Source organism: Streptomyces sp. NBC_00443 (assembly GCF_036014175.1).
GTDB lineage: Bacteria > Actinomycetota > Actinomycetes > Streptomycetales > Streptomycetaceae > Streptomyces.
In genome coordinates, this window is sequence record NZ_CP107917.1 from 8,939,948 (window position 1) to 8,965,381 (window position 25,434).

General features: G+C 72.4%; 10 protein-coding genes and 1 pseudogene. 5 read left to right on the plus strand and 6 right to left on the minus strand.

Features of this window, described 5'->3' with window-relative positions; translation table 11 throughout:
- Nucleotides 1–4: 4 nt before the first annotated feature.
- On the minus strand, nt 5–961 hold the full coding sequence (locus OHO27_RS40810; protein WP_328429951.1) for a carbohydrate ABC transporter permease: 957 nt from the start codon (nt 959–961) through the stop codon (nt 5–7).
- Nucleotides 958–2,367 (minus strand): extracellular solute-binding protein, encoded by a 1,410-nt coding sequence (locus tag OHO27_RS40815; protein ID WP_328429952.1) that lies wholly within the window; start codon nt 2,365–2,367, stop codon nt 958–960. Before OHO27_RS40815 ends, OHO27_RS40810 begins: the two co-directional genes overlap by 4 nt.
- 167 nt (nt 2,368–2,534) lie before the next feature.
- On the opposite strand from OHO27_RS40815, the gene OHO27_RS40820 reads away from it, so the two are divergent.
- Together OHO27_RS40820 and OHO27_RS40825 are read left to right on the plus strand one after the other, a co-directional pair.
- Complete coding sequence (locus OHO27_RS40820) at nt 2,535–4,085, plus strand: glycoside hydrolase family 32 protein (RefSeq protein WP_328430704.1); 1,551 nt, start codon at nt 2,535–2,537, stop codon at nt 4,083–4,085.
- Nucleotides 4,086–4,217: 132 nt separating this feature from the next.
- Nucleotides 4,218–5,192, plus strand: a complete 975-nt coding sequence (locus OHO27_RS40825) for a TauD/TfdA dioxygenase family protein (RefSeq protein WP_328429953.1) — start codon at nt 4,218–4,220, stop codon at nt 5,190–5,192.
- A 36-nt stretch (nt 5,193–5,228) separates the two neighbouring features.
- Here OHO27_RS40825 and OHO27_RS40830 read toward each other — a convergent pair whose 3' ends face one another.
- Nucleotides 5,229–6,107 (minus strand): alpha/beta fold hydrolase, encoded by an 879-nt coding sequence (locus OHO27_RS40830; protein ID WP_328429954.1) that lies wholly within the window; start codon nt 6,105–6,107, stop codon nt 5,229–5,231.
- Between the two features lie 133 nt (nt 6,108–6,240).
- Here OHO27_RS40830 and OHO27_RS40835 point away from each other — a divergent pair, with 133 nt between their 5' ends.
- Entirely contained in the window at nt 6,241–8,232 is a 1,992-nt protein-coding gene (locus OHO27_RS40835; protein ID WP_328429955.1) for an AfsR/SARP family transcriptional regulator, read from the plus strand.
- A 130-nt stretch (nt 8,233–8,362) separates the two neighbouring features.
- Entirely contained in the window at nt 8,363–20,524 is a 12,162-nt protein-coding gene (locus OHO27_RS40840; protein ID WP_328429956.1) for a non-ribosomal peptide synthetase/type I polyketide synthase, read from the plus strand.
- Here the strand turns inward: OHO27_RS40840 and OHO27_RS40845 are convergent.
- From OHO27_RS40845 to OHO27_RS40855, 3 genes and pseudogenes are all read right to left on the minus strand, one after another.
- A complete protein-coding gene (locus tag OHO27_RS40845) occupies nt 20,469–21,506 on the minus strand; it encodes an LLM class flavin-dependent oxidoreductase (RefSeq protein WP_328429957.1) in 1,038 nt (345 codons plus the stop codon). The genes OHO27_RS40840 and OHO27_RS40845 overlap by 56 nt on opposite strands.
- 98 nt (nt 21,507–21,604) lie before the next feature.
- Nucleotides 21,605–23,106, minus strand: a pseudogene (locus OHO27_RS40850) (metallophosphoesterase family protein).
- A gap of 72 nt (nt 23,107–23,178) precedes the next feature.
- Nucleotides 23,179–24,060, minus strand: coding sequence for an MHYT domain-containing protein (locus tag OHO27_RS40855; RefSeq protein WP_328429958.1), 882 nt, complete (start codon nt 24,058–24,060; stop codon nt 23,179–23,181).
- A 304-nt stretch (nt 24,061–24,364) separates the two neighbouring features.
- Here OHO27_RS40855 and OHO27_RS40860 point away from each other — a divergent pair, with 304 nt between their 5' ends.
- A complete protein-coding gene (locus OHO27_RS40860) occupies nt 24,365–25,264 on the plus strand; it encodes an arginase family protein (RefSeq protein WP_328429959.1) in 900 nt (299 codons plus the stop codon).
- Nucleotides 25,265–25,434 lie beyond the last annotated feature (170 nt).

Here is a 25,434-nt window from a genome sequence, read left to right on the forward strand (position 1 = left end):
CGGCTCACTGGTAGTGGACGAAACGCCGGCTGAGCCGGAACTGGAGGGCGGTTACGGCCATGATCAGCACGAACAGCAGCACACCCACCGCCGAGGCCTCGCCGAACCGCAGCTGCTCGAAGGCGCTCTCGTAGATCACCATCACCGCGGTGCGGGTGGCGTCACCGGGACCGCCGTTCGTGAGGACGTACGGCTGCTCGAAGACCTGGAGCGCGTTGATGATGCCGACCACCGACGCGACCAGCAGCGTGGGCGAGAGCAAGGGGAGCGTGACGCCGAGGTGCTTGCGCAGACCGGTCGCACCGTCGAGGGAGGCGGCCTCGTGGATCTCCTTGGGGATGTTGTTCAGGCCTCCGACGAACAGCAGGAACGAGAAGCCGAACTGCTGCCAGACGTAGACCAGGATCACCGTGGCCATGGCCGCGTTCTCGGACGTCAGCCAGGGCACCGGAGCCACTCCGACGAGCCCGAGCAGCCAGTTCACGACCCCGAAGTCCTGGTTGAACAGGTACTTCATCACCACCGAGATCGACGCGGCGGACAGCACCAGCGGGAAGAAGAACGCCGACCGGAACACCGAGCGCAGCCACACTGGCATCCGCCCGTTCACCGCCAGGGCCAGCACCAGCGCGATCAGCAGTTGCAGCGCGACCGCGAACACCATGAAGACGAGCGTGTTGCGGAAGGAGACCAGGACGGTCGAGTCGGTGAAGACCTCACGGTAGTTGGCGGCCCCGGCGAAGCTCGGGGAGTCGATGACGTTCCAGTGGAAGAGGCTCAGCACCACCGATCCGACGATCGGCACGACCGTGAACACGACGATGCCGACGATCGTGGGCGCCAGGAACAGCGTGGCCAGCAGCCGCGCGCCACGGTCACGGGCCGAGGGCCGGGCCGCGGCGGCCGGTGGCGCGGCCGGCTGCTTCGGCCGTACGGCGTCCGGTATCCGGGTGTTCGTCATGCGTCACGCTCCATGGCCTTCTCCAGATCGCCCTGCATCCGGCGCAGCGCGGGGGCCACCGCACGCCGGGAGGAAAGCGCGGTCCCGGTGTGCTTGAGCAGCACCTGCTCGACCTCGGCGACCTGCGGCGGCGCCGGGATCGGCCCGGTGTCCGGGAACTTGTCGAGGGTGTCGTAGAAGACCTGCCAGCGGTTCGGGCCGGTCTCGCGATAGCGGTCGGCGGTCAGCATCGAGCGGCGTGCCGGAGTCGTCTGGTTGGTCGTGAACAGCCGCGTCAGGGTGTCGTGGCGGGCGGCGTACTTGATGAACTCCCAGGCCTCCTCCTGCCGCTTCGACGTGCGCAGCAGCGCGTAGCCCGCGGCGCCGTACTGCATGCGCTGAGTGCGCCAGCGAGGGAAGTACTGCACGTCGAAGCCGTCGGCCGGCATTCCCGCCAGATGCAGGCCGCCCGCCCAGAAGCCGCCCGCGGGCGTGACCCCGACCCGGCCGGTGGAGAACACACCGATCAGGTTCTGGCCGTTGCCGCCCTCGGGGCGGGTGCACAGCCCCTCCTGGATGAGGGAGGCGAGATAGTCGTACGCCTCCTCCACGCGCGCGTCGGTGGCCTGCGGCGTCGTCCACCGGAAGCCGCCCCCGCGTCCCTGCCGCTGGGCGGCCGGGTAGAAGGAGTCCCAGAGCCAGGCGCCGCCGGGCGCCTTGGACTCGGCGAGCAGGTTGGTGTCGTTCGCGAACAGCCAGGGCACCACGCCGCCCCACAGGCGGTTGGTCCAGAAGTACGGCGTGAACTGGGAGCCGCTGGAGCGCTTCATGTCCCGCAGCAGCGCGGTGAAGTCGTCGCGCGTCCAGTCGGCCGCCGGGAAGCCCGCTCCCGCCCGCTTCAGTACCTGGTTGTTGAGGTAGATGTCGGCGGCGTTGAACTCGACGGGCAGCTGGTAGAGGCTGCCCTCGTACATCATCGACTCCACCAGCGAGGGATGGACGTCGGCGAAGTACTCGCGCAGCTCCTCGGCGTCCCGCCGTACCCAGTCGTCGAGCGGGACCCCGAGACGCTGCGCGAACAGCTGGACGCCCTCGGTGGCGACGTAGACGAGATCGGGCGCGGTGCCCGCCGCGATCTGGGTGAGGATCTTCGCGAAGAAGTCCGACCAGTCGACGGCCTGTACGGCGTTGATCCGCAGCTTGATGTCGGGGTGGACCTTGCTGAAGCCCTCGGTGAGCGTGCGGACTGCCTCCGGTCCGTAGGCGGGGCCGAGCGTGGCGACGACGAGGGAGCCGTCGTCGCGGCCGGGGATGTCGGCTCCGCTGAGCCGGTCCCAGTTCGCGGCTGTGCCGGCCAGCGTGGCGGCTCCCGCGCCGTAGGCGCCGTACCGCAGCAGGGTGCGGCGGGTGAGGTGCGAGTCGGTCATCTAACGGGCCTAACTCGTGTTAGTCGAGTAGTGATGCCCCAGATGATGGGAAGCGGGCCACGGCCCTGTCAATAGGTGCGAACCACTTGACCTTTAACGAGTTAGGTCCCACAGTCCTGATCCCACGAGTCCCGTTCTGACACCTCTGACGAGAGGAACGATGCGTGATGCGAGGGATGTCCAGGAGAGCGCTGCTCGCCGGTTCGGCGGCGGGAGCCTCGGCCGCACTGCTGGCGACCGCACCGACGGCCGCCGCGAAGCCCAAGAAGGCAGCAGCCGCCTGCGCCAGTTACCGCGCCCAGTACCACTTCACGGTCCCCGACCAGTGGAAGAACGACCCCCAGCGCCCGATCTGGATCGACGGCGAGTATCACTACTACTACCTGTACAACCCGGACTATCTCGCCGGGGGAACCACCACCGGCACCGCCTGGCGCCTGGCCACCAGCACCGACCTGGTCTCCTTCACCGACCGCGGGATCGCCGTGCCGAAGGACACCACCCCCAACGGCGACGTCTGGTCCGGCTCGGTGGTGATCGACACCGACAACACCGCGGGCTTCGGCGCGGGCGCGGTGATCGTCCTCGCCACGATGGCGCCGGACGAGGTCACGCAGGCGCAGTACCTGTACTACTCGACCGACGGCGGCCGCACGTTCACGCCCCACGGCACCGCCCCGGTCCTGCCCAACCCCGGCGTCCGGGACTTCCGTGACCCCAAGGTGATCCGCGACGAGGAGCGCGGGCGCTGGGTGATGACGCTCGCCGAGAACGACAAGGTGGGCTTCTACCTCTCCACCGACCTGAAGTCCTGGACGTACGTCAGCGGCTTCGTCAAGGGCGGCATCGGCGTCCTGGAGTGCCCGGACCTGTTCCGCATCACCGCCGGCGACGGCACCGCGAAGTGGGTGCTCGGCGTGAGCGCGAACGGCAAAGGCTCGGGGCTGCCCAACACGTACGCCTACTGGACCGGCTCCTTCGACGGCACCGCCTTCACCGCCGACGCAGCCGACCCACAGTGGCTCGACCACGGCTGGGACTGGTACGCCGCTGTCACCTTCGAGAAGCACCGCGGCGACGGCTCGGTCGACCCGTCCGTCCGCTACGCGATCGGCTGGCTCAACAACTGGGACTACGCCAACACCACACCCACCATCGACTGCGACGGCTTCAACGGCACGGACTCGATCGTCCGCGAGATCACCCTGAAGCGGGGGTCGGGGGGGACGTTCTTCCTCGCCTCACAACCGGTCGCCGCCCTGCACGACCACATCTCCCGCACAGTCGACCTGGGCGACCTGGAGGTCACCGGCACCCGCGTCCTCGACTACCGGGGAACGGCCTACGAAGTGACCTGCGAGATCACCTGGGACCAACTCGCGGGCGCCGGACTCCAGTTGCGCCGTTCTCCCGGTGGCGCCCGCCATATCGACGCCGGGATCTACGGCGACTACGCCTTCCTCAACCGCCGTCCCACCGTGAACCCCGACGGCTCCGGCAGATGGCAGGAGAGCCACAGTCCCTTCGACCCGTCCGCCCGGATCGTGAAACTGCGCATCCTGGTCGACCGTACGTCCGTCGAGATGTTTGTCGACGACGGCCGGTATGTGCACTCGTCGGAGGTCTTCCCATATGCGATCGACACCGAGCTCGCGCTCTTCACCGTCGACGGTACCGCGGTGTTCCGGAACACGGTGATACGGGAGTTCGCGGTCTGAGGTCCGGCGAGGCCGGGGTGAGCGCTGATGCGTTGCCGAGGCCCTGTCGCCATGCCCGCCCAACACTGTCACGATCTTCCTGGAGCCGGCTCGGACCGGAGCCGGCGCGGACGGACGACCGACGGAGCGGGCATGACGACGGACAGGGCCACGGCGGACGGGACGGAGCAGGTCGCGGGGATCGAGGTGCACCCGGTCGCCGGGCACATCGGGGCGGAGATCACGGGCGTCGACCTGGCCGTAGAGCCGGCCGACGCCGTGGTCGCCGCGATCCGGGCGGCCGTACTGCGCTGGAAGGTGGTGTTCTTCCGCGGGCAGCGGCTGGACCACACCGGACATGTGGCGTTCGCGCGCCGGTTCGGTGAACCCGTCGCCCTGCACAGGCGGGGGAGTGCCTCCCCGGCGGACTTCCCCGAGATCGAGACGACCGCCGACCGGCTGGAGCTGGGCGGGAAGTTCGGCATGGAGCACGACGAGTGGCTGCGGCGCCGCCGCCACACCCTGCTGCGGGGCTGGCACTGCGACCACGGCGCCCGCGTCGACCCGCCCGCCGCCACGATTCTGCGCGCCGAGACCGTCCCCCCGTACGGCGGCGACACCACCTGGTCGAACCTCGCCGCCGCGTACGCCGGCCTGTCCGGCCCGGTGCGGGAGTTCGTGGACGGGCTGCGCGCCGAGCACCGCCTCGGCGTCGGCTACCAGCCCAGGCCCGGCGACGACGCGTACGTCCGTCATCTCCTGGACCATCAGGTCGCCACCCTGCATCCGCTGGTCAGGGTCCACCCCGAGACGGGGGAGCGGATCCTGTACGTCAACGGCTACTACGTCGAGCAGATCGCCGACCTCTCCCGGGCGGAGAGCGCCGCCGTCCTGGAGATGCTGCTGGACCAGGCGACCCGCCCCGAGTACACGGTCCGCTTCCGCTGGGAGCCCGGCAGCGTGGCCTTCTGGGACAACCGGGCCACCATCCACCTCGCCCCCAGCGACAACGCCCACCTCGACTTCCCCCGGACCATGCACCGGGTGATGCTCGCCGGTGAGGTGCCGGTGGGGGTGGACGGCAAAACGTCGGAGCCGATCACCGGGACCGAGCGGGGGCGCTGGTAGCCAACGCCCCCGGTGCGCTCACCGCGCTCACAGCGTTCAGCGGGCGACCAGGTCGCGCAGCGCCTTCACGATCTCGTCCGGTGCCTCCTCGGCCATGAAGTGACCGCACGTGACCGTGGTGTGCCGCAGATCGGGCGCCCAGGCACGCCACAGCGCGGCGGCGTCGAAGCCCAGGGCGGCGCCCCAGTCCTGCTGGAGCACGCCGACCGGCATCCGGAGCGTGGTCCCGGCCGCCCGGTCGGCCCGGTCGTGCTCGATGTCGACGCCGGCCGAGGCCCGGAAGTCGGCGACGATCGAGGGCACGGCCTCGCGGCAGGCCGCCAGATAGGCGGCGCGGACCTCGTCCGGCACCGCCCGCCGGTCGGACGTCCAGACGTCGAGGAAGTGGCCGAAGAAATCGTCCGGCGCCGCGCCGATCATGCGCTCGGGCAGGCCGGGCGGCTGGGCCATCAGATAGAGGTGAAAGCCGACGGCGGCGGTGACGCCGTGCATCACCTCCCACATGTCGAGCGTCGGCAGCACATCGAGGCAGGCCAGGTGGGTGACCGTGGCGGGGTGGTCGAGCGCGGCACGGAAGGCCACCAGGGCGCCGCGGTCGTGCCCGGCCAACGCGAAGCGCTCGTGCCCGAGTTCACGGGCCAGGGCCACGATGTCCGCGGCCATGGTCCGCTTGGCGTACACGGTGCCGTCGGTCTCGGCCGGCTTGTCACTGGCACCGTAGCCGCGCAGGTCCGGGCAGATCACGGTGTGGTCGGCGGCGAGGTCGGCGGCCACGTGGCGCCACATCAGGTGCGTCTGCGGGAAGCCGTGCAGCAGGACGACGGGCGGGCCGGAGCCGCCGACGGCCGTGTGCAGGGACACGCTGTCGGCCACGGGGACGCGGTGGTGATCGAAGCCGGCGATGACGGGTGGCATGACGCCACTCCTTTCGATGCGATGGGGAGGATTCCCTTCGGGAAGATCGGGTTCCTCGATCCTCGCGGCGGCCGATGAGTGAGTGATGAGCAGAGCAGCGGCGTGGCGGCGGCGCCCGGGGAGGAGGACGGCGGTGGAAGACACAGGGACTTCCTTCGGTGTGCTCGGACCGGTGACGGCCTGGGACGCGGACGGGAACGCGATCGACCTGAAGGGCCCGAGACACCGCTCGGTCCTCGCCCGGCTGCTCGTCGCCAAGGGCCATGTCGTGCCTGTCTCCCGCCTCGTCGACGATCTCTGGAGGGACGACCCGCCTGCCCAGGCCGTGGGCGCCGTACGTACCTTCGTCGCGGCACTGCGCCGCGCCCTTGAACCCGACCGACCGCCCCGCACCCCGGCTCGGCTGCTGGTCACCGACGGCCCGGGCTACGCCCTGCGCGCCGTGAAGGACGCGGTGGACGCCTGGCGGTTCGAGGCATCGGTCACCGCTGCTGGTGCGCTGCCGGCCAAGGAGGCGGCCGTACGGCTGGACGAAGCGCTCGGCTGTTGGCGCGGTCCCGCCTACACGGAGTTCGCGGAGCAGGAGTGGGCCCGGACCGAGAGCCGTCGCCTGACCGAGCTGCGCCTGCACGCCGTGGAGCTGCGTGCCGAGGCGCTGCTGGCCCTCGGCCTGGCCGACCGGGCCGCCGCGGACCTTCGGGCGCACGCGGCCGAGCACCCCTGGCGGGAGAACGCCTGGCGCCTGCTGGCCCTGGCGCTGTACCGCACGGGCCGGCAGGCCGACGCGCTGGACGTGCTGCGTCGGGCGCGTGCCCTGTTGGCCGAGGAACTCGGCATCGACCCGGGGCCCGGTCTGCGTTCCCTGGAGGCGGACATCCTCCACCAGGCCGACCACCTCGGCGAGGCGCGTGACAACCCCGCCGGCCGGGTCTGGGAGCAGGCGACCGCCGCCTACGACCGTGCCGTCGCTCCCGGTGCCAGGGCCCGCCTGGAGTCCACGGCCGGTCTGCTGCGCAACCTCGCTGTGACCGGAGGCGGTGGGCTGCCGGCTGCCCGGGAGCATCGGGTCGCGGCCATCGCGGCGGCCGAGGAACTGGGCGACGCCGAGCTGACCGCCCGGGTCATCGGTGCCTACGACGTCCCGGCGATCTGGACCCGCCTGGACGACCCGGACCAGGCGGCACATGTGGTCGCCGCCGCCGAACGCACCCTTGTCGCCCTGCCCGCCGAAGGCCACGAGGCGGCCAAGGCCCGGTTGCTGGCCACGATCGCCCTGGAGTCGCGCGGCACCCCGCATGCCCGTGGCCCGCAGGCCGCCCGCCAGGCCGAGGAGACGGCCCGCCGGCTGGACGATCCGGCGCTGCTGGCGTTCTCACTCAACGCGGTCTTCATGCAGTCCTTCGGCAGCGGGGGGTTGGCGCCCCGCAGGGACGAGGTCGGTGCCGAGCTGGTCGCGCTCGCCACCCGCCACGGCCTGTCCACCTTCGAGATCCTCGGCCACCTGATCCGGCTCCAGGCCCGCAGCGCCGTCGGCGACTTCACCACGGCCGACCGCCACGCGGCCGCCGCCGACGCCCTGGCCGTACGCCACGAGGCACCGCTGGTGGGTGTGTTCACCGGCTGGTACGCCGCACTGCGGCTGGATGCCACCGGCCGGGCACCGGCGACGGAGGTGGAGGTCGCCTACCAGGAGGCGGCCACCCTGCTGCACGGCGCGGGCATGCCGGGCCTCGCCCAAGGCCTGCTGCCGCTCGCGCTGCTGTGCCTGCGCGTGCGACGCGACCTGCCCCTGCGCTTCGACGAGCACACGGACTGGGGCCCCTACGCCCCGTGGGCGCGCCCCCTGCTCCTCATCGACCGGGGCCACCGCCCCGAGGCCGCCGAGGCCCTCCACGCCACACCCGAACCACCCCACGACCTCCTCCAGGAGGCCCTGTGGTGCCTCACCGCCCGAGCGGCCCTGACCCTCGGCGACCGGCCGGCCCTGGCACGCGCCCACACCGCGCTCACCCCGGCGGCGAACGAACTGGCCGGAGCCGGCAGCGGGTTGCTCACCCTGGGCCCGGTCTCGGCGTTCCTGCAGGACATCGCCACTGCCCTCGGCAGAACAGGCGTCACCAATTGATCATTTTTCCGGTGAACCGCTCGGCGAGACTCGTCGTCGTACAGGTGAATGATCGACAACGCTCGGCACGGGTACCGAACCCCGGCGGGCACGTCCGCGGGCCTGCCCCGTGCGATGAGGAAGGAACCGCATGCCGACTCCCGGGTGCCGTACCGCCGCCACGCTCCTCGACGTCTTGCTGAACGCCGCCGAGGAGGCCCCCGGGCAGGTCGTCGTCCACGTCCGCGGAGACGGCGGCGAACGCACCGTCTCCTTCGCCGAGCTCCGCGACGACGCCCTGCGCGTCGCAGGTGGTCTGCGCGCGGCGGGACTGGAGACCGGCACTCCCGTGCCCCTCCTCGCGGGTCTCGGCGAGGACTTCCAGCCGATGTTCTGGGGAACGTTGGCGGCGGGACTCGTGCCGGTGCCGCTCGCTCCGGAGGCGCGTCGGGCGGGGCCGGTGTGGGAGTTCCTCGGCAGGCCCGCCGTCGTCGTGGACGAAACCACGGAAGCGCTGCTCGACGAGATCCCGGGACCGGTGCACGCGCTGCGACTGGGGGAGCTGCGCGAGGCCGGCCCGCTGCGCTCACTGCCCCGGCGCGGCCCACAGGACCTCGCGTTCCTCCAGTTCTCCTCCGGCAGCACCGGCGCCCCGAAGGGCGTGGAACTCACCCACGAGGCCGTTCTCGCGAACCTCCGGCAGATCCGTACCGCCATGGCGATCACGCCTGACGACGTGGTGGCGAGCTGGATGCCTTACTTCCATGACATGGGCCTGATCGGCACGCACCTGGTCCCCATGGCGGCGCGCCTGAAGCAGGTACGACTGGAACCGCTGACTTTCGCCAAGCGCCCGGCCCTCTGGCTGGAGGCGGCGGTCAGGCACCGGGCGACCCTGCTGTCGGCGGCGAACTTCGCGCTGGCGCTGGCGGCACGGCGGGTACCGGACAGCACCTGGGCCGGACTGGACCTGAGCTCCGTACGCCTGATGCTCGTGGGCGCGGAGCCGATCGCGCCGCGCGTGTGGCGGGAGTTCACCGCGAAGGCCGGGACGGCAGGACTGGACGCCGAGGCCATGCTCCCGGTGTACGGGCGGGCCGCGGCCACGCTCGCGGTGACCGTGCCCCCGCTCGGCGAGACCGCCGTGCCCCTGCGACTGGACCGGGCGGCGCTCAGCCGTGGCAGGGCCGTACCCGCGGAACCCGGCGCGGACGCCGTCGAACTGATGGACGTGGGCCGTCCCGTCCCGGACTGCGAGGTCCGTGTCACCGACGATTCCGGCGAGCCGCTCGGCGAGGGGCGGGTCGGTCACATCGAGGTACGCGGGCCTCAGCTGGCTGGCGGTTATCACCGGGCGCCCGAGGCGAGCGCCGCCGCGTTCGCCGGCGGCCGGCTGCGGACGGGCGACCTCGGTTTCCTGCACGAGGGCCGGCTGTGTGTCACCGGCCGGCACAAGGACGTCGTCTTCGTCGGCGGCCGAACTTTCCACGCCCCAGACCTGGAGGAGACCGCCGCCGGCACCCCGGGACTGCCCGGAGGGACGGCGGCGGCGATCGGGTCCACCGATCCGGACACCGGAGCCGATCGGGTCGTGGTGTTCGTGCAGTGGGCACGGCCCGCCTCGGCCACGGCGCTTCCGGTGCTCGACGCTGCGGCGGCCCGGGTCCGGGAGGCGCTGGGCCACGATGACGTACGGGTGTTGCCGCTGCCGCCGGGGGCGTTTGCCCGCACGACGAGCGGCAAGCTGCGGCGCGCCGTGATGCGCGAGCGGTTCGAGGCGGGTGCCTATGCGGAGGTCGAGGGGCGGTTGTCGGCTGCGCGCGGCGTCGCCGGTCAGGCCGGTCAGGCCTTGGTGGGCGACGCCGGGCAGGCCCCGATGGACGAGGCGCAGGACGAGGCGCAGGACGAGGCTCAGGACCAGGAGCGCGGTCCGCAGGGTGGTGCTGTGCCGCGCTCGTGGCGCGACGTCGAGGAAGCGATCCGGGGGATCTGGGCACGGACGCTGGACCTCTCGCCGGCGGCGATCGACCGTGACGACCGCTTCTTCGCCCTCGGAGGCTCTTCCCTCAAGGCGATGGCCGTGCTCGCCGGGATCGAGGACACGTTCTCCGTCACGGTGGAGCCTCGCGTGCTGCGCGACCACGACACCGTGGCCGCACTGGCCGGGCAGGTGCTGGCCCTGCTGTCGGATGGTGACGGAGCGTCGGGTGCCGGAGCCGGGGTGGTCGCGGGGGACAGGCGGGCGTTGGAGCAGGCTGCCGAGGGCGCGGGGCATCAGCCGGACGGGGACCGTGCGCGAAACCGCCCGGTGGCGGTGCTCGGCATGGCCTGCCGGTTCCCCGGTGCGGAGACGCCGGAGGCCTTCTGGGAACTGCTCGCTTCCGGGCGGGACACGATCACAGCCGTGCCCGAGGGTCGCTGGGAGACCGACGGCCGAGGGCTGGACGAGGACCGCCGGCGTGGAGGGAACGGCGAGGGGACCGAGAAGGCCCCCGGCGCTCCCCGCCTCTCCGGCTCCTTCCTCCCCGACCCCGCCGCCTTCGACGCCGGCTACTTCGGCATGGACGACGAGGAGGCCCGTGCCACCGACCCACAGGCCCGGGTCTTCCTGGAACTGGCCCACGAGGCCCTGGAGCGCGCGGGCTACGCGGGGCCGCGGCGGACCGGCCGCAAGGTGGGCGTGTTCGCCGCGGTCGGCGACAGCGGCTACCGCGAGATCCTGGCCGCCACCACGCACGGCGACCTGGCAGCCCATGCCGGCGCGCTCACCGGCAACCTGCCCAACCTGATCGCTGCCCGCCTCTCTCAGGCACTCGACCTCGACGGCCCCGCCCTGGCGGTGGACACCGCCTGCTCCTCGGCGCTCGTGGCCCTCCACCTGGCCCGGCGCAGCCTCCAGAGCGGCGAGTGCGACATCGCCGTCGTCGGGGGCGTCCAACTGGCCCTCACCTCAACCGGCCACCGACTGCTCGAACGCGCCGGTGCGCTCTCCCCGACGGGCGGGAGCCGCCCCTTCGGCGCCACCGCGGACGGAATCGTGCCCGGAGAAGGCGGAGCGGCCCTCGTCCTCGCCCGCCTGGAGGACGCGCAGCGGGCGGGAGATCCGGTCCTCGCCCTGGTGCGTGGCACGGCGGTCAACAACGACGGCCGGTCGCTGAGCCTGCTCGCTCCGAACCCGCGCACCCAGCGCGAGGTCATCACTCAGGCGTACGGCGAGTGCGGCATCGACCCCGAATCGGTGTCGTACGTCGAGGCGCACGGAACCGGCACTCCGGTCGGCGATCCCGTCGAGGCTCAGTCGCTCGGGCACGCGTTTCCGCCCCGCGCGGACGGGCTGCCCCGCCTGCTCGGCTCGGTCAAGGCGAACATCGGTCACCTGCTGAACGCCGCCGGCATGCCGGGCCTCGTCAAGACAGTCCTGGCGCTCCAGCACCGCCAGGTCCCGCCCTCGCCCAACACCACACCGCCCGCGCCGTACCTGCAACGCGTCGCACCCGGCTTTGAACTCGTCACCGAGCAGCGGGAATTGCGCGCCCCAGGGCCCCTGATCGCGGGCGTCAACGCCTTCGGCTTCGGCGGCACCAACGCGCACGCCGTCCTGGAGGAGGCGCCCGGGCGGACCACTTGCGCGAGTCCCGCCGCCGACGGCCCCAACCTGCTCACGCTGTCGGCCCGCAGCGCCGACGCCCTGCGCGCCGCCGCCACCGATCTGGTCGCCTACGTGCGCGCGAATCCGGATCGGCACGAGGCGGACATCTGCGCCGCCGTGAACACCGCACGCGACGACGGTCCCCACCGTCTCGCCGTCGTCGCGGACGGCGACCTCGCGGAACGCCTCGACACCGCACGCACAGCGGACTTCGCGGTCGCCCGGTCCCGCCCCCGGACGGTGTTCCTCCTACCGGGCCAGGGCGCACAGCGGCCCGGCCAGGGACGTGCCCTGTACCGATCGTCTCCGGTGTTCCGGGACGTCCTGGACGAGGCCTCCTCGCTGACGGGCCCCCTACACGGGCGCTCGCTCGCCGAGTGGTGCCTCGATCCCCGCATGGATCCCGAGGAGTTGGCCAGGACGGAGGTGGCCCAGCCGCTGCTCGTCGCGTTCGGGGTCGGCCTGGCCCGGCAGTTGGCGGAATGGGGCCTGTCGGCCGACGCGGTGGCCGGGCACAGCGTGGGTGAGATCGCGGCGGCCTGTGTCGCCGGTTCGCTGACTCTGGACGAGGCGGTGGGGTTCGCCGCGGAGCGCGGGCGGCTGGTGGGTGAACTGGCCCTCCCCGGAACCATGGCCGCGGTCAGGGGCGACGAGGACACCGTCGCCGAGCTCGTCGCCGCATCCGGCGGCTCGCTGAGCGTCGCCGCCGTCAACGGGCCCGATCAGGTGGTGATTTCGGGTGCCGGGGGCGCCGTCGACCGGGCCCTCGCGGAACTCAGGAGCCGGGGCGTGGCCGCACGCCGGCTCCCTGTCTCCCACGCCTTCCACTCACCGCTGCTGGAGCCTGTCCTCGATCCACTGGGGGACGCCGCGAAGGCACTGACGGTCAAGTCGGCGACCGTACCGATGCTGAGCACGGTCACCGGCGACTGGCGACCCGACCTCACGCCCGCCTACTGGCAGGCGCATGCCGTCCAGCCGGTGCGGTTCGGTGCGGCGGTGGCGAGGCTTGTGGAGGAGGGGTACGACACCTTCGTGGAGCTCGGCCCAGGGAACACCCTGGCCGGGGCCGTCCGTGCCGTCTCGAGGGCGCAGGATGCCGCGGACGTCTCGGTGTCGACGATGTCACTTCCCTCAGCCCCGGACCGAGATGTGGACCCCTCGGGCGCGCGGGCGCTGCTGGAGACGGCGGGCCGACTGTGGTCGCGCGGTGCTGCTCTGAACCGCGCGGCTCCGGACCGGACGACCCGGGCCGGCAACCGTCCTGCGGCGCAGGTGCCCGTGCCGACGTATCCCTTCCAGCGCACCCGCCACTGGCCCCGCAGGCCCGACGCGGCGCCCGTGCTGCAGCGCCTCGACTGGAGGGACGCCTCGCTCACGCCGGCGGCCGGCCCCCGTGCCGTGCGGCTGATCGGCGGCGAACAGGCGCTCGGCCGGGCCCTCGCCGAGAGGCTCATCGACCGTGGAGTGACGGTGCTGGGAGCTCACGGGCCGACCGAGGCGACGGCGGACACGCTGGTGTTGCTGGGAGAAGAAGCGGACGCCCGCGACGGAGGCCCGCAGACCCCGGGCGCGGCCATTTCCTCATTGCGCCACGCACTCGACCTGCTCTCCACCGACTGCACCCGCCTCCTGATCGCCACCGAGGACGCGTACGTCACCGGCATGTCGCAGGAGTCGGCGCGCCCGACGCAGTCACTCCTGCACGGTTTCGCCCTCGCACTCCCGGAGGAACAGCCGGGGCTCGCCGCCCGCAGCGTCGACCTGTCCTCCCGCGACCCGCTCGACGCCCGGGTCGACGCCCTGGAACGCGAGCTGTACTCCGCCCACGAGCCCGGCGCCGAGGGCGCGGTCGCCTGGCGCTCCGGGCGCAGGGTCAGCCGCACACCGGCCCACGTGACGGACGTATCCACGGCGCGCGAGGACCTGCCACCGGACGGTACGTACCTGATCACCGGGGGAGCCGGAGGGCTCGGTTCCGCCCTGGCACGCGACCTCGCGGGCCGCGGCGCATGCGAACTGATCCTGACCGGACGCTCCCGGACCGTCCCCGACGAACTGCTCGCCGATCTCCGTGCCCAGGGAGCCCGAGCCCGGTACCACGCGGCGGATGTCTCCCACGTGACCGACGTCGACGCGCTGTTCGCCACGCTGCCCCCGGTGGACGGGGTGTTCCACGCCGCCGGTACGGTCCGGCCCGGCTCCCTCCGCTCAAAGACCGACGCGGAGATCGAGCAGATGCTCGCCGCGAAGGTGACCGGCACGTTGCTGCTCGCCGAGGCGCTGCGCCGGCACGGTCAGGAACCGGCCGTATGCGTCGCCTTCTCCTCCGTCTCCTCGGTACTGCCCGGCCTGGCGGGCGCGCTCGGCGACTACGCTGCCGCCAACGCCTTCCTCGATGCCTTCGCCGCCGCCGAGCGCGCGGCGGGCCGGCCCTGGCTGGCAGTCGGGTTCGGGCCGGTTGCGGACGCGGGACTGGCCGCCGGGTCACCGGCCGAGGCGCGGCTGCGTGCCCGCGGACTGAGTCCCTTGACCACGCGGGCCGCGATCGCGGGACTGCGGACGGCCGTCGCGACCGGTGCCGCGCACTTGCTGGTGAGCCCCGCGCAGCCCCTAGAGGTCGCCGCTCCCGGCCGCCCGCCGGCCGCGCCCCGTCCGTCCCGGGCCGACAGCTCGCCTGCCGCCGCCCCTCCGTCGTCGGCCAACGCCCCCGCGGTGACCGACCCGGCCCGCACCACGGACCTGATACGCAGCCTGCTGGCCGAGGCATTGCACCGCGCCCCGGAGGACATCGGCGACGACGAACAGTTCCTCAGCCTCGGACTGGACTCGCTCACCGCTGTCGACCTCGCCCGCCGCCTGGAGAGGGAACTCGGGCTCCCCCTGCCCGCGACCCTGCTCTTCGAGTACCGCACGGTCGGCGAACTGACCGCCCACCTCGGCGCACAGAGCCCGCAAGCCCCCCGGGCGACCGCCACCGTGAACCGCGGCCACGACGACACCCCGCACCCCCTTACGCCCCTTCAGCGGGCCTTCCTCACCACCGAGGAGTTGTACGAAGGCATCACCTCCTACGGCTACATACGCCAGACCATCCGCGGCCCTCTCGACCCCGCCCTCCTCGGCCGAGCCCTCGCCCAACTCGCCGCCCACCAGCCCATGCTGCGTCTGCGGATCAAGGGGGACGGATCACGGCCCCGCCAGTACACCGCTCCCGTCGAGCCCACCGACCGTGCACCCCGCTGGTACGAGGTGCACGAGCCGGACGACACCGCGCAGTCGCTGCCCGGCCTCGAACAGCGGCTCTACAACCGCCCGTTCGACCTGACCGCCGAGGATCCGGTGCGTGCCGTCCTGGTCCGCGACCGCGGGGACGAGCATCTCGCCCACCTTCTGCTGGTCGTGCACCACAGCGCCGCCGACGGCTTCAGCCTCAAGGTCCTGTGCGAGGAGCTGTGGTCGCTCTACACCGCCCTCGCGCACGGCAGCCCTCTCGAACTACCCGCCCCACGCGCCGAGTTTGCGGACTACGCCGCCCTGGTCACCGCCGAACGCCGGTCCCCGGCCTTCACCCGGGACCAGCAGTACTGGCGTGACCGCATCGCCGACCACACAGCAGCGGGCGCGCCGATGACGCTGCCCTACGACGGCGCCCCCGAAGCACTCCCGGCGCCGCCGCTCACCCATCACCAGACGACCGTCGGCGCCTCGCTCACGGCAGCGCTGCGGGAGGTGGCCGCCCGGCACGAAGTGTCCCTCTTCCATCTGCTCCTCGCGGTGTACGGCCGCTGCCTCGCCCGCTGGAGCGGACAGAGGGCCGTCGCCGTGAACGTGGCGCGCGCCCGCCGCGAGGCAGCCCTGCCCGGGATCGACCGTCTCGTGGGCCCGCTCGCCGACACCCTGCCGGTGTTCGCGGCAGTCGACCCCGCCGAACCCGTGACCGTACTGGCCCGGCGGTTGCAGCGGATCTGGCGCGAGGCGGAGTCCCACGCGACGCTCGCCAGCCTTGACATCGCCGCGCTGCTGCCCACCACAGGCCCCGCCCCGCGCACGGTCGCCCCAGCCGGGTTCAGCTTCGCCCGCTTCCCGGTGAGCCACGGTCAGGACTGGCCGGTCACCGTGACCCCGACCGCGGCGGCCACCGCCTCCGCCGCGACCAGGCTCGGCCTGCTGTGCTGGGAATCGGACGCGACCCTGCGCCTCTCCTGGAATCACCCCGCGCAGCTCTTCCGACGCGAGACCGTCGAACGCCTCGCGGGGGAGTATCAGGAGGAACTGCGGGCCGCGGCCGGTCAGTTGATCCCGGCGCAACGGCACGACAGCGATGCCGGGATCGTCGCCCGACTGTGCGCACAGTTCCGGGCGACACCGCGAGCCATCGCGGTGGACACCGGCCGTACCACGCTCACGTACGCCGAACTCGACGCCGCCACCGTCGCCCTCGCCGACCGTCTGCGAGCGAGCGGAGTGCGCCCCGGTGACCTGGTCGGCCTGCTCACCGAGCCGGGCCCGCACACGGTCGTCGGCGTCGTGGGCATCCTGCGGGCGGGCGCAGGCTGGGTGCCCATGGACGCGACCCACCCGGTGGCCCGGCTGCGGGACCAGGTGAAGCGCACCGGGGTCGGCGCAGTGGTCTGCCACGGTGCGACGCGGGAAGCCGTCGCCGCGCTGGACGGCATCACACCCGTGGCCGCCGACGTACGACCCCCGGCCGCGCCGACTCCGGACGCGCCGCCGTCCGCCGACCCGGATGCCATCGCCTACGTCATCTTCACGTCGGGTTCCACCGGCCGCCCCAAGGCCGTCCCGATCACCCACCGGTCCATGCTCAACTACCTGGACTGGTCACTGGCCACCTTCGGATACCGACCCGGAGACCGCCTCGTGCAGACGGCGTCCGTCTGCTTCGACGCCTCCGTACGCCAGTTGCTGGCACCGCTGCTCGTCGGCGCCACCGTCCACACCCTGACCCGTGACCTCCTCCGCGACCCCGAAGCACTGCTGGACCGGATCGTCAACGACCGGATCACGGTGTGGAGTTCGGTGCCGACGCTGTGGGAGCGGCTGCTGACCGCCGCCGAGACCCGCGCGAGGCAGGACGGGACGCCCCCTGACCTGTCGGCACTGCGCTGGGTCCACGTCGGCGGCGAGGCGCTGCCCCCGGCACACGTACGCCGCTGGTTCGACCTGCTCGACGGCTGCGCGGGCCCGGAGCACAGGATCTCCAACCTGTACGGGCCCACCGAGTCCACCATCAACGCCACCTGCCACGTCATCGACGCCCGGCCGGCCGACGACGTACGGCAGTTGCCCATCGGCCGGCCGGTCGCAGGGACTGATCTGGCCGTCGTCACCGAGGACGGCCGGACCTGCGCCCCCGGCGAGGCCGGTGAACTGCTCATCGCCGGAACAGGTCTGACGGCCGGATACCTCGGCGAGCCGCAGCTCACCGCGCGGGCCTTCGTCGAGCGCGAGGGGCGCCGCTGGTACCGCAGCGGGGACCGGGTCCGCCGGACCGCGGACGGGTTGCTGGAGTTCCTCGGCCGCCTCGACGACCAGGTCAAGGTCCGCGGCCACCGCGTGGAACTCGGCGAGGTCGAGGCCGCGCTGCTCGCCCACCCGGACATCGCCCGCGCGGCCGTGCTGCTGCTCGACGGGCGCCTGGTGGCGTACCTCGAACCCCGGTCCGCCACGGCCGAGCCGGACGCGCGCGAGGTGCGCGCCTTCCTGTCCCGTGCCCTGCCGCCGTACATGCTGCCCGGGCGCATCCGCGCGCTCCCCGTGATGCCCCTGACCGGCACCGGCAAGGTCGACCGCAACCGGCTGGTACGCGAGAGCGAGGGAACGACGAGCCCGGCTGCCTCCGTCGTGGTCGACGATCACGGTGTGGAGCCCGGGACCCGACCTCTCACCCCGACCGAGCACACCGTTGCGCGCATCTGGTCGGCCCTGCTGGACGTACCTTATGTGACCCGCGAGGACGACTTCTTCGAACTCGGCGGAGACTCCATCATGGTGCTGGAGCTCTTCGCCCGCCTGCGCGAGCAACTCCCCGCGGTGCCGCGGCCGACCACGGTCTACACCCACCGCACGCTGAGCGCACTCGCGGCGGCCCTCGATACCGCAGCCAACACCTCCGATCCCTCCTCCGATGCGACGCCGCACTCCGCGCCCCCGCAGCTCGCCGGCCGCTATCCCCTCACGCCCTCCCAGCGCGGATTCCTGCTGGCCGAGACCATCGACCCGGGGGCGGGCTCCGGCTGGCTCGCCCGGTTCCGGGTGCGCGGGCCGCTGCGCCATGACGTCTTCCAGCGTGCCGTCGACGTGCTGGTCGCCCGGCATCCGATGCTGCGCACCGTCTTCCCCGCGGGTGCCCGTCCGCCGGTCCAGCAGGAGCTGCCGGACTCGTTGCGGCTGCCCGTGGAGACGGAGACCCTCGCACACCCCGACCTGCTGGAGCAGCGGATCGACGAGGAGGCCGGGCGCCGACTGGAGGCCTGGGCCTGGCCGTTGCTGCGGCTGCGCCTGTTCACCGTGGCAACCGGTGAGCACGTGCTCGTCGTCCACGCACATCACCTCATCGGCGACGGCTTCAGCGCCGCACTCCTCGCCGGCGAACTGCGCACCGTCTACGACCGCCTAGACCGTGGCCTGCCGCACGGCCTGCCACCGCTCGACAGCACCTTCCGCGACCACGTGGCCCTGTCCGCCGCCCGTCGGCGACCGGACGGACCCGGGGCCGAGGAGTACCGCACCCGCCTGCGCGCGCCCTACACACCGCCCGCGCTGCGCCGACCGGCCACCCAGGAGGCCCCCGGCACCCACCCGGCGTTCCACACCACGGGTTTCACCCTGGACGCCGCCACGACCGGGGAGCTGCGCCGACTCGCCCGCACAGCACACCGCACCCTGTACGCACCGCTGCTCGCTGCGTACTACCGCGCCCTCGCCGAACTCACCGGACAGCGCGACCTGATGCTCGGCCTCGCCGTCACCGGACGCGAGGAGTCCACGCCGGACGCACATCGGCTGTTCGGCCCGTTCGCGGAAGCGGTGGCGCTGCGCCCGGCCCTCGCCAAAGGCACCCGAGTCGACCAACCGGCCTTCGCCGACGACTTGCGGCGACTCGCCGCGGAGACGGACCTGGCCAGGTCCGAAGGACCCAGCGACGTGCGCACGGCGACCGGACTGCCGTGCCACGCCCAGTTCTTCTTCACCTTCCTCGACTTCACGTCTCTCGGCTCCGAGGAAACTCGCGCCGGCCTGACCCTGCACGCCGACGAGTCCGACACCTCCCTCGCCCCGCCGCCGGTGGGCACCGATGTGTTCCTCGCCGTGCGGCCGTTGGCGGACGGTGAAGGACTGCGCATCACCGTGCGGGCCTCCGCGGCGGCCCTCACGCCGGGCGAAGTCACCGGGTTCGCGGAGGAGATGCGGAAGCAGATGCGGGAGGCGCTGAGCGACCCCGCCCCCGCCCGCGAGGGCCGCCGTCGGCGCCCCCACCTCGACGCCGCGCTCGTCGGTTACCTGCCCGCGCCCCACCACCTCGCCGCCCTCGCCGGACTGCCGTACGACAGCCCCGGCCTCGGGCGCGAGGAGATCAGGGCGCTTCTGTTCCCGGACGGCCGGGCCCGCCTGCTGGAGGAGACCGGCACCCCGCTGGGGAACTCCGGCTTCGTCGCCCTCCCGCTCTTCGCCGACGAACTGGCCCCGACCGCCGACCTGGCGGCCCGCGCCGCCCGCGCCGTCGAGCACGCCGCCTCACTCGGCGCCCGCTGCGTCTCCCTCGCGGGCATGATCCCGTCGCTCACCGGCTACGGCTACGACGTCCTGCGGGAGTCCACGACCAGCGCGGAGATCACCACCGGACACGCGTCGACGACCGTCGCCGTGGTCAAGACCGTCCACTCCGCTCTCGAGGCGACCGGCCGTTGCCTCGACGATCTCTCCCTCGCCGTCGTCGGATGCGGCTCGATCGGGACCTCGTCCCTACGACTGCTGCTCGCGACGGCGCCCCGGCCACCGGCCCGGCTGCTGCTGTGCGACCTGCCCGGCAGCACCCCGCGACTCGAACGGCTGGCAGCGGACCTGGCGTCCGAGTATCCGCCTCCGGCGATGCCGGTCCAGGTCGTGGAATCGGGGCTGACGCTGCCCGCGGAGGTCTACGAGGCCGACGTGATCGTCACCGCCGTCAGCGGGGCGTCCACCCTGCTGGACGTCGACCGGCTCCGCCCCGGCACGATCGTGGTCGACGACTCCTTCCCGCACTGCTTCGACACCGGGAGGGCACTGGAACGGATGAGCAGTGACCAGGACGTGCTGGTCATCGGCGGCGGCCTGCTGGCCCTCGACTCGATTGCGATCCGGCTCAGCCAGGACCTGCCGGCCGTGGCCGGCGCGGGCTTCGCGCTGCGGCCCGGGATTCCGGCAACCATGGCCTCATGCCGGCTGGAGTCGCTGCTCCACTCCCACCTCAGGGCTTCCGGCCAGCCGCAGAACGACCTGCCACTGACCCACGGTCTCGTCGACCTGCCCCGCGCACTGGCCCACTGGGACGCGGCCGAGGCCGCCGGCATCCGGCCCGCCCCGCTGCACCTGCTCGACCGGGTCATCGTCCCGGGCGCCACCCCAGCGCCGGCCCGAGCCGGTCAGCGAGGTCGGTGAGGATCTGCACATAGTCCTCGTGCTCGAAGGTGAAGGGCAGCGCGAACGCCACCTCGTCCACCTCGCGGAACGCGGCGTGGGCGTGGAGGCGTTCGGCGATCTCCTGCGAACTGCCGACCAGGTCCGGCGCGAACAACAGTCGGGCCGGACCTTGCGGTGACGTGGTCCGCGGGGTGCGCTCGGCGACGTACTCCTCGTACTTCGCACGCTGCTTCGGCGTGGCGGAGTCGGTGGGGATGACGACGAGCCCCTGGGAGACGCGGGCGTTCTCGCCGTCGGGATGGCGGGAGCGGAAGGCGCGGATGTGGGAGAGCTGGATCTGCGCGAAGTCCGGTGCCGCCGCCGTGTCCTCGGGTCCCTCCGCCTTGACGACGCTGCTGGTCAGGAAGTTCATCCCGTGCTCGCCGGCCCACTGGGCGGAACTCGGGCTGCCGCCGCCGTACCACATACGGCTGCCGAGGCCGGGGGACTGGGGCTGCACCCGGGCCGAGAACATTTCAAAGCCCTCGGCCCCGCTGAAGTCCGTGGCCGGCCTGCCCCGCACGAAGTCCAGCAGCCTTCGCACCCGCTCGTACCCGAAGTCCTCGGCGTCGGCCGTGTCCGGGTAGAGGGCCTCCTTGACCCGGTCGTAGTGCATCGGCGGGCCCACGCTCACGCCCGGGTTGAGGCGGCCGCCGGACAGGAGGTCGACCGTCGCCAGGTCCTCCGCCAGCCGCAGCGGGTTCTCCCAGCCGAGCGGGATGACCGCGGTGCCCAGTTCGATCCGGCTGGTGCGCTGGGAGGCCGCCGCCAGGACGGCGACGGGGGAGGAGATGCCGTACTGGAGATGACGGTTGCGGAGCCACGCGCTGTCGAAGCCGAGCCGTTCGCCCAGCTCGATGATCTCCAGCGTGGACTCGTGGCCCCGGCGTGGATCCGCCTCGTCGAAGAGCCCGATGGTGAGGAAGCCCAGCTTGCGCAGCGGGCGTGAGGTCGACGGCATGAGCCCCTCCATCATTGAACCTTCAATGGCGTATGGCACTGCCAACTCGATCAACACCCGCGGTGTTCCCGCCGCCCGTCGTCAGTGCAAGCCCGCGATCAGCGCAAGGGGATCGTCACCTCGTCCTCGACCGGCGGGTCGACCTCCTGTGCGAGGTTGCCCGTCGCGGCGTGGCAGCGCAGGCGGACCGTCTCCGGCGTGACGTCGAGGCGCAGGAAGCACTTGAAGAAGGGCGGGCTGTAGGTCGCCGAGCTCGGTGAGAACAGCTGCGTGTAGACCTTGCGCACGGGGAGGCGGAACCGGGCGGTGCGGTCCGGACGGCGCCCGGCGCCGAGCAGACTGGCGACCAGCCGGGTGCGCCAGGTGATGCGGGTCGTGGTCTGCTGGGCTCGGGTCAGCGGGATGCCCAGACGTTCGGCGACGACGGCCGCCGCCTCCGCCTCGGTGAGGGTGAAGAAGCGACGCAGGTGCAGCCTGCGGCCGTAGAGCTTGCTGTAGAAGGCCAGGAGTCGCCGCGCAACGGGTAGCAGCGGAACTCCTTCTCGGTGACGTTCGCGATGTCGACCCGCGGGATGGTGTGGGTGGCGTGCATGAACGCACCGCCGCCGCCCGCGACCACGTACTGGATCGTGCGGCCGTCCACCTGGACCGGGTAGCGCTGGTAGTTGTGGATGTCACCGCCGATCGCCGCGACATAGCGGTGGGCCGGGTCACGGACGATCTCGTCGACGGTCCCGCCGCCCTCGATCGTGCAGGGGTGGTGTTCGCCGTCCACGTACAGCGGCGACCCGGTGATGAGGATCTTCGGGCGGGGATCCTTCGACACCTCGCGCAGCCACGCGCCCTGTTCGGCGTCGATGGTCCCGAGGAGTCCGGTGTCGATGCCGATGATCCGCACCGGCCCGGTGTCGATCGCCCAGTACGGCCCAGGCTGGGCGGCCTGTTGGACCTCCGCCGACCTCAACTTCCGTACCTCGGCGAGGCGTTGGCCGTCGTCCTTGCGCGGGCGGTGCCACAGCAGCGACCGCAGCCGGGCCCGGCTGAGCGGACGCGGTGCGGGCTCCGGTGCGAGGGGCGGGGCGTCGTCGCAGAAGACGCGCATGAACGCGCCGAGGTCCTCGTACCAGTCGTGGTTGCCCGGTATCGCGTAGATGGGTGCCCGGTAGTCCTGGTACGGCCGGAAGAACTTGGTGCCGTAGTCGTCGGCGCTGCCGACCGGATAGATCACGTCACTGGCGAGGACCGCGAACCTGGTGTCTTGACCCGTCTTCAGGAAGCCGGGTACGACGGCGTACTGGGGATCGTCGCCCTCGCCGGTGTCGCCGATGACGAGGAACGAGAAGCGGTCCGGGTCGTCGCGCCGGATCACCTTGTCGGCGGGCGCGCCCGCGGCCGTCCGCTGCGCAACCCAGCGGCTGCGGGTTCGGCCCGTGGGGTCCCCGAACCAGGACGCCAGCACGCCGTTGCGGGCGGCCCACAGCATCTTGGGGCTGAGCCAGGAGATCTTCTCGACCGTGTGCGGCATCAGCCGCTTGTACGTGCCGAGTTCGGGGGCGCCCCAGCCGGCGCCTTCGGCGGTATCGCGTGAGGAGTCAGACACCGGTGCACCGTAACAATGATCTAGAGAGGGGGGAGCGCGGGCCCGGCGCGTCGCCGCGCTCACCCTCCCGGGTCACCACTTGCGGGCGTACGGCTCCCGGTTGGGCTGCGGGGTGCGGGCAGGGGCCCTGAACCCGGGGTCGCGGTCGGGCTGTTGCCGGGTGCCGGGCCGCCGGGCCGTGCCGGGCTGGCGTGCTGTGCCGGGCCGGCTGCGCTCGCCCTCGCCGAGGACCAGCAGCGGGTCGAACATCACCACCACGCCGGCCAGGACGAGGAAGACGATCGGTCCCAGGAGCATGGGGAGCAGCAGCGAGGAGGGCGAGTCGCCCGCCCAGGACGCGCCGGTCGTGCCGTGCAGATGGACGCTGACGGCGGACATGCCGGTGTAGTGCATCCCGGACACGGCCACGCCCATGACCAGGCTGGCGCCGAGACTGGTCAGGAAGCCGCGGATGGTGACGGCCGCCCACAGAGCGGCGGTCGCGGCGAGGATCGCGATCAGGACGGAGAGTCCCACCGTGAACGTGTCGTACCGGATGCTGCCGCCGAGGCGCAGCGCGGCCATGCCCAGATAGTGCATGGCCGCCACACCGAGTCCGGTGACGACGCCCGCGCCGGCCAGCGTGCCTCTGCTCGCGCCCAGGTAGCCCACGATGAACACGCCGATGCCGACCACCACGATCGCCACGGCGAGGCTGAGGACGGTGAGACCGGCGTCGTAGCGGATCCGGGTCTCCTCGACCTCGAAGCCGATCATGGCGATGAAGTGCATCGTCCAGATGCCGCAGCCGATCGACGCGGCGCCGAGCGCCAGCCAACCGGGTTTCCACGACTGTTCGTCGAGCAAGGACCGGACGATGCACCGCAGTCCTAACGCCCCTCCCAAGCAGGCCATCAAATAGGCCGCCACCGGGGTCACCGCACCATAGCGGAACCCGTCAACCGTGCCTTCCATAAGCCAACTCCCCCCAGAGTCATGACCAGTTGTGGAGCAAGGTGTACGTGTGAAGGATGTGTAAAGCAAGCCTTTACCGGCGGTAGCCGTTGAAATGTGTATCACTGTGGGGCAACTCAGGTCAGGCTGCGGCGAGTTTCAGTCATACGGGGGCGACACTGCGGAATGACTGCTAAAGGGGCGGTGGTGCGCACGGGCTCCGGCCTTCCCCGCACCTGCGTGCCACAAGTGGTGGCCGTCCCGCGGATGTGGCACAGATGGAGTGGGGGAGAGCGCTGCCAGGCAGTGACGGGAAGGGCCGGACATGCAGGAGCTCGTGATCATCGAGGCACCGTCCGTCCTCGGTCTGCGGCCGTCCGGGGTCCAGGACCTGCCGAGGGCCCTGCTCGACGCCGGCCTGCCGGACGGTCTCGACGCGGTGCGGGCCGGCCGCGTCGAACCGCCGGCCTACGACCCGACGCGGGACCCCGGCACCGGAGTCCTCAACCCCCAGGCCATCGCGGAGTACTCCGTCCGCCTCGCCGACGCCGTCGGCGACGTCCTCGACAGCGGTCGTTTCCCCGTAGTCCTCGGCGGAGACTGCAGCATCCTGCTCGGCAACCTCCTCGCCCTGCGCCGCCGCGGACGCCACGGCCTGCTGTTCCTCGACGGCCACACCGACTTCTACCAGCCCTCGGCCGAGCCGTACGGTGAAGCGGCCTCGATGGACCTCGCCCTGGCCACCGGCCGCGGCCCCCGGCTGCTCACCGACCTGGAGGGCCGCGGCCCTCTGCTGCGCGACGAGGACGTCGTGGCCCTCGGCTTCCGCGACGCGGACGAGTCGGCCCAGGCCGGCATGCAGCCCCTTCCCCCCGAGCTGGAGGCGATCGACCTCGACGGCGTGCGCGCGGCCGGCGCCGCCACGGCAGCGCGCGGCGCGGTCGAACGGCTCACTGCCGGCGCGAGTACCGGGTTCTGGGTCCACCTCGACGTCGACGTCCTGGACGACGCGATCATGCCGGCCGTGGACTACCGCCTGCCCGGCGGGCTGACCTGGGAAGAGCTGGAGAGTGTGCTGCGGACGGCCCTGGCCGACCCGCGAGCCGTAGGACTCGACGTCACGATCTTCGACCCTCGTCTGGACCCCGACGGCACCATCGCCACCCGGCTGGCCGAGTGTCTGCGCCGGGGGCTGTCGGCACGGACGGATCGGGTACGCGACTGAGCGGGCCGCCGGCAACGCCGCACCGCTGTACCGGCCGCCCGAGCGCCGATGTTGCCGAACCGGCAACGAGGTTCGCGACGCCGCGGCACCCGACCCCACGATGGCGGGACGACGCGCGGAGCCTCGCCCCTGCCCCCGAGACCGCGAGGCCCGGCGCGCCCACCGATCGG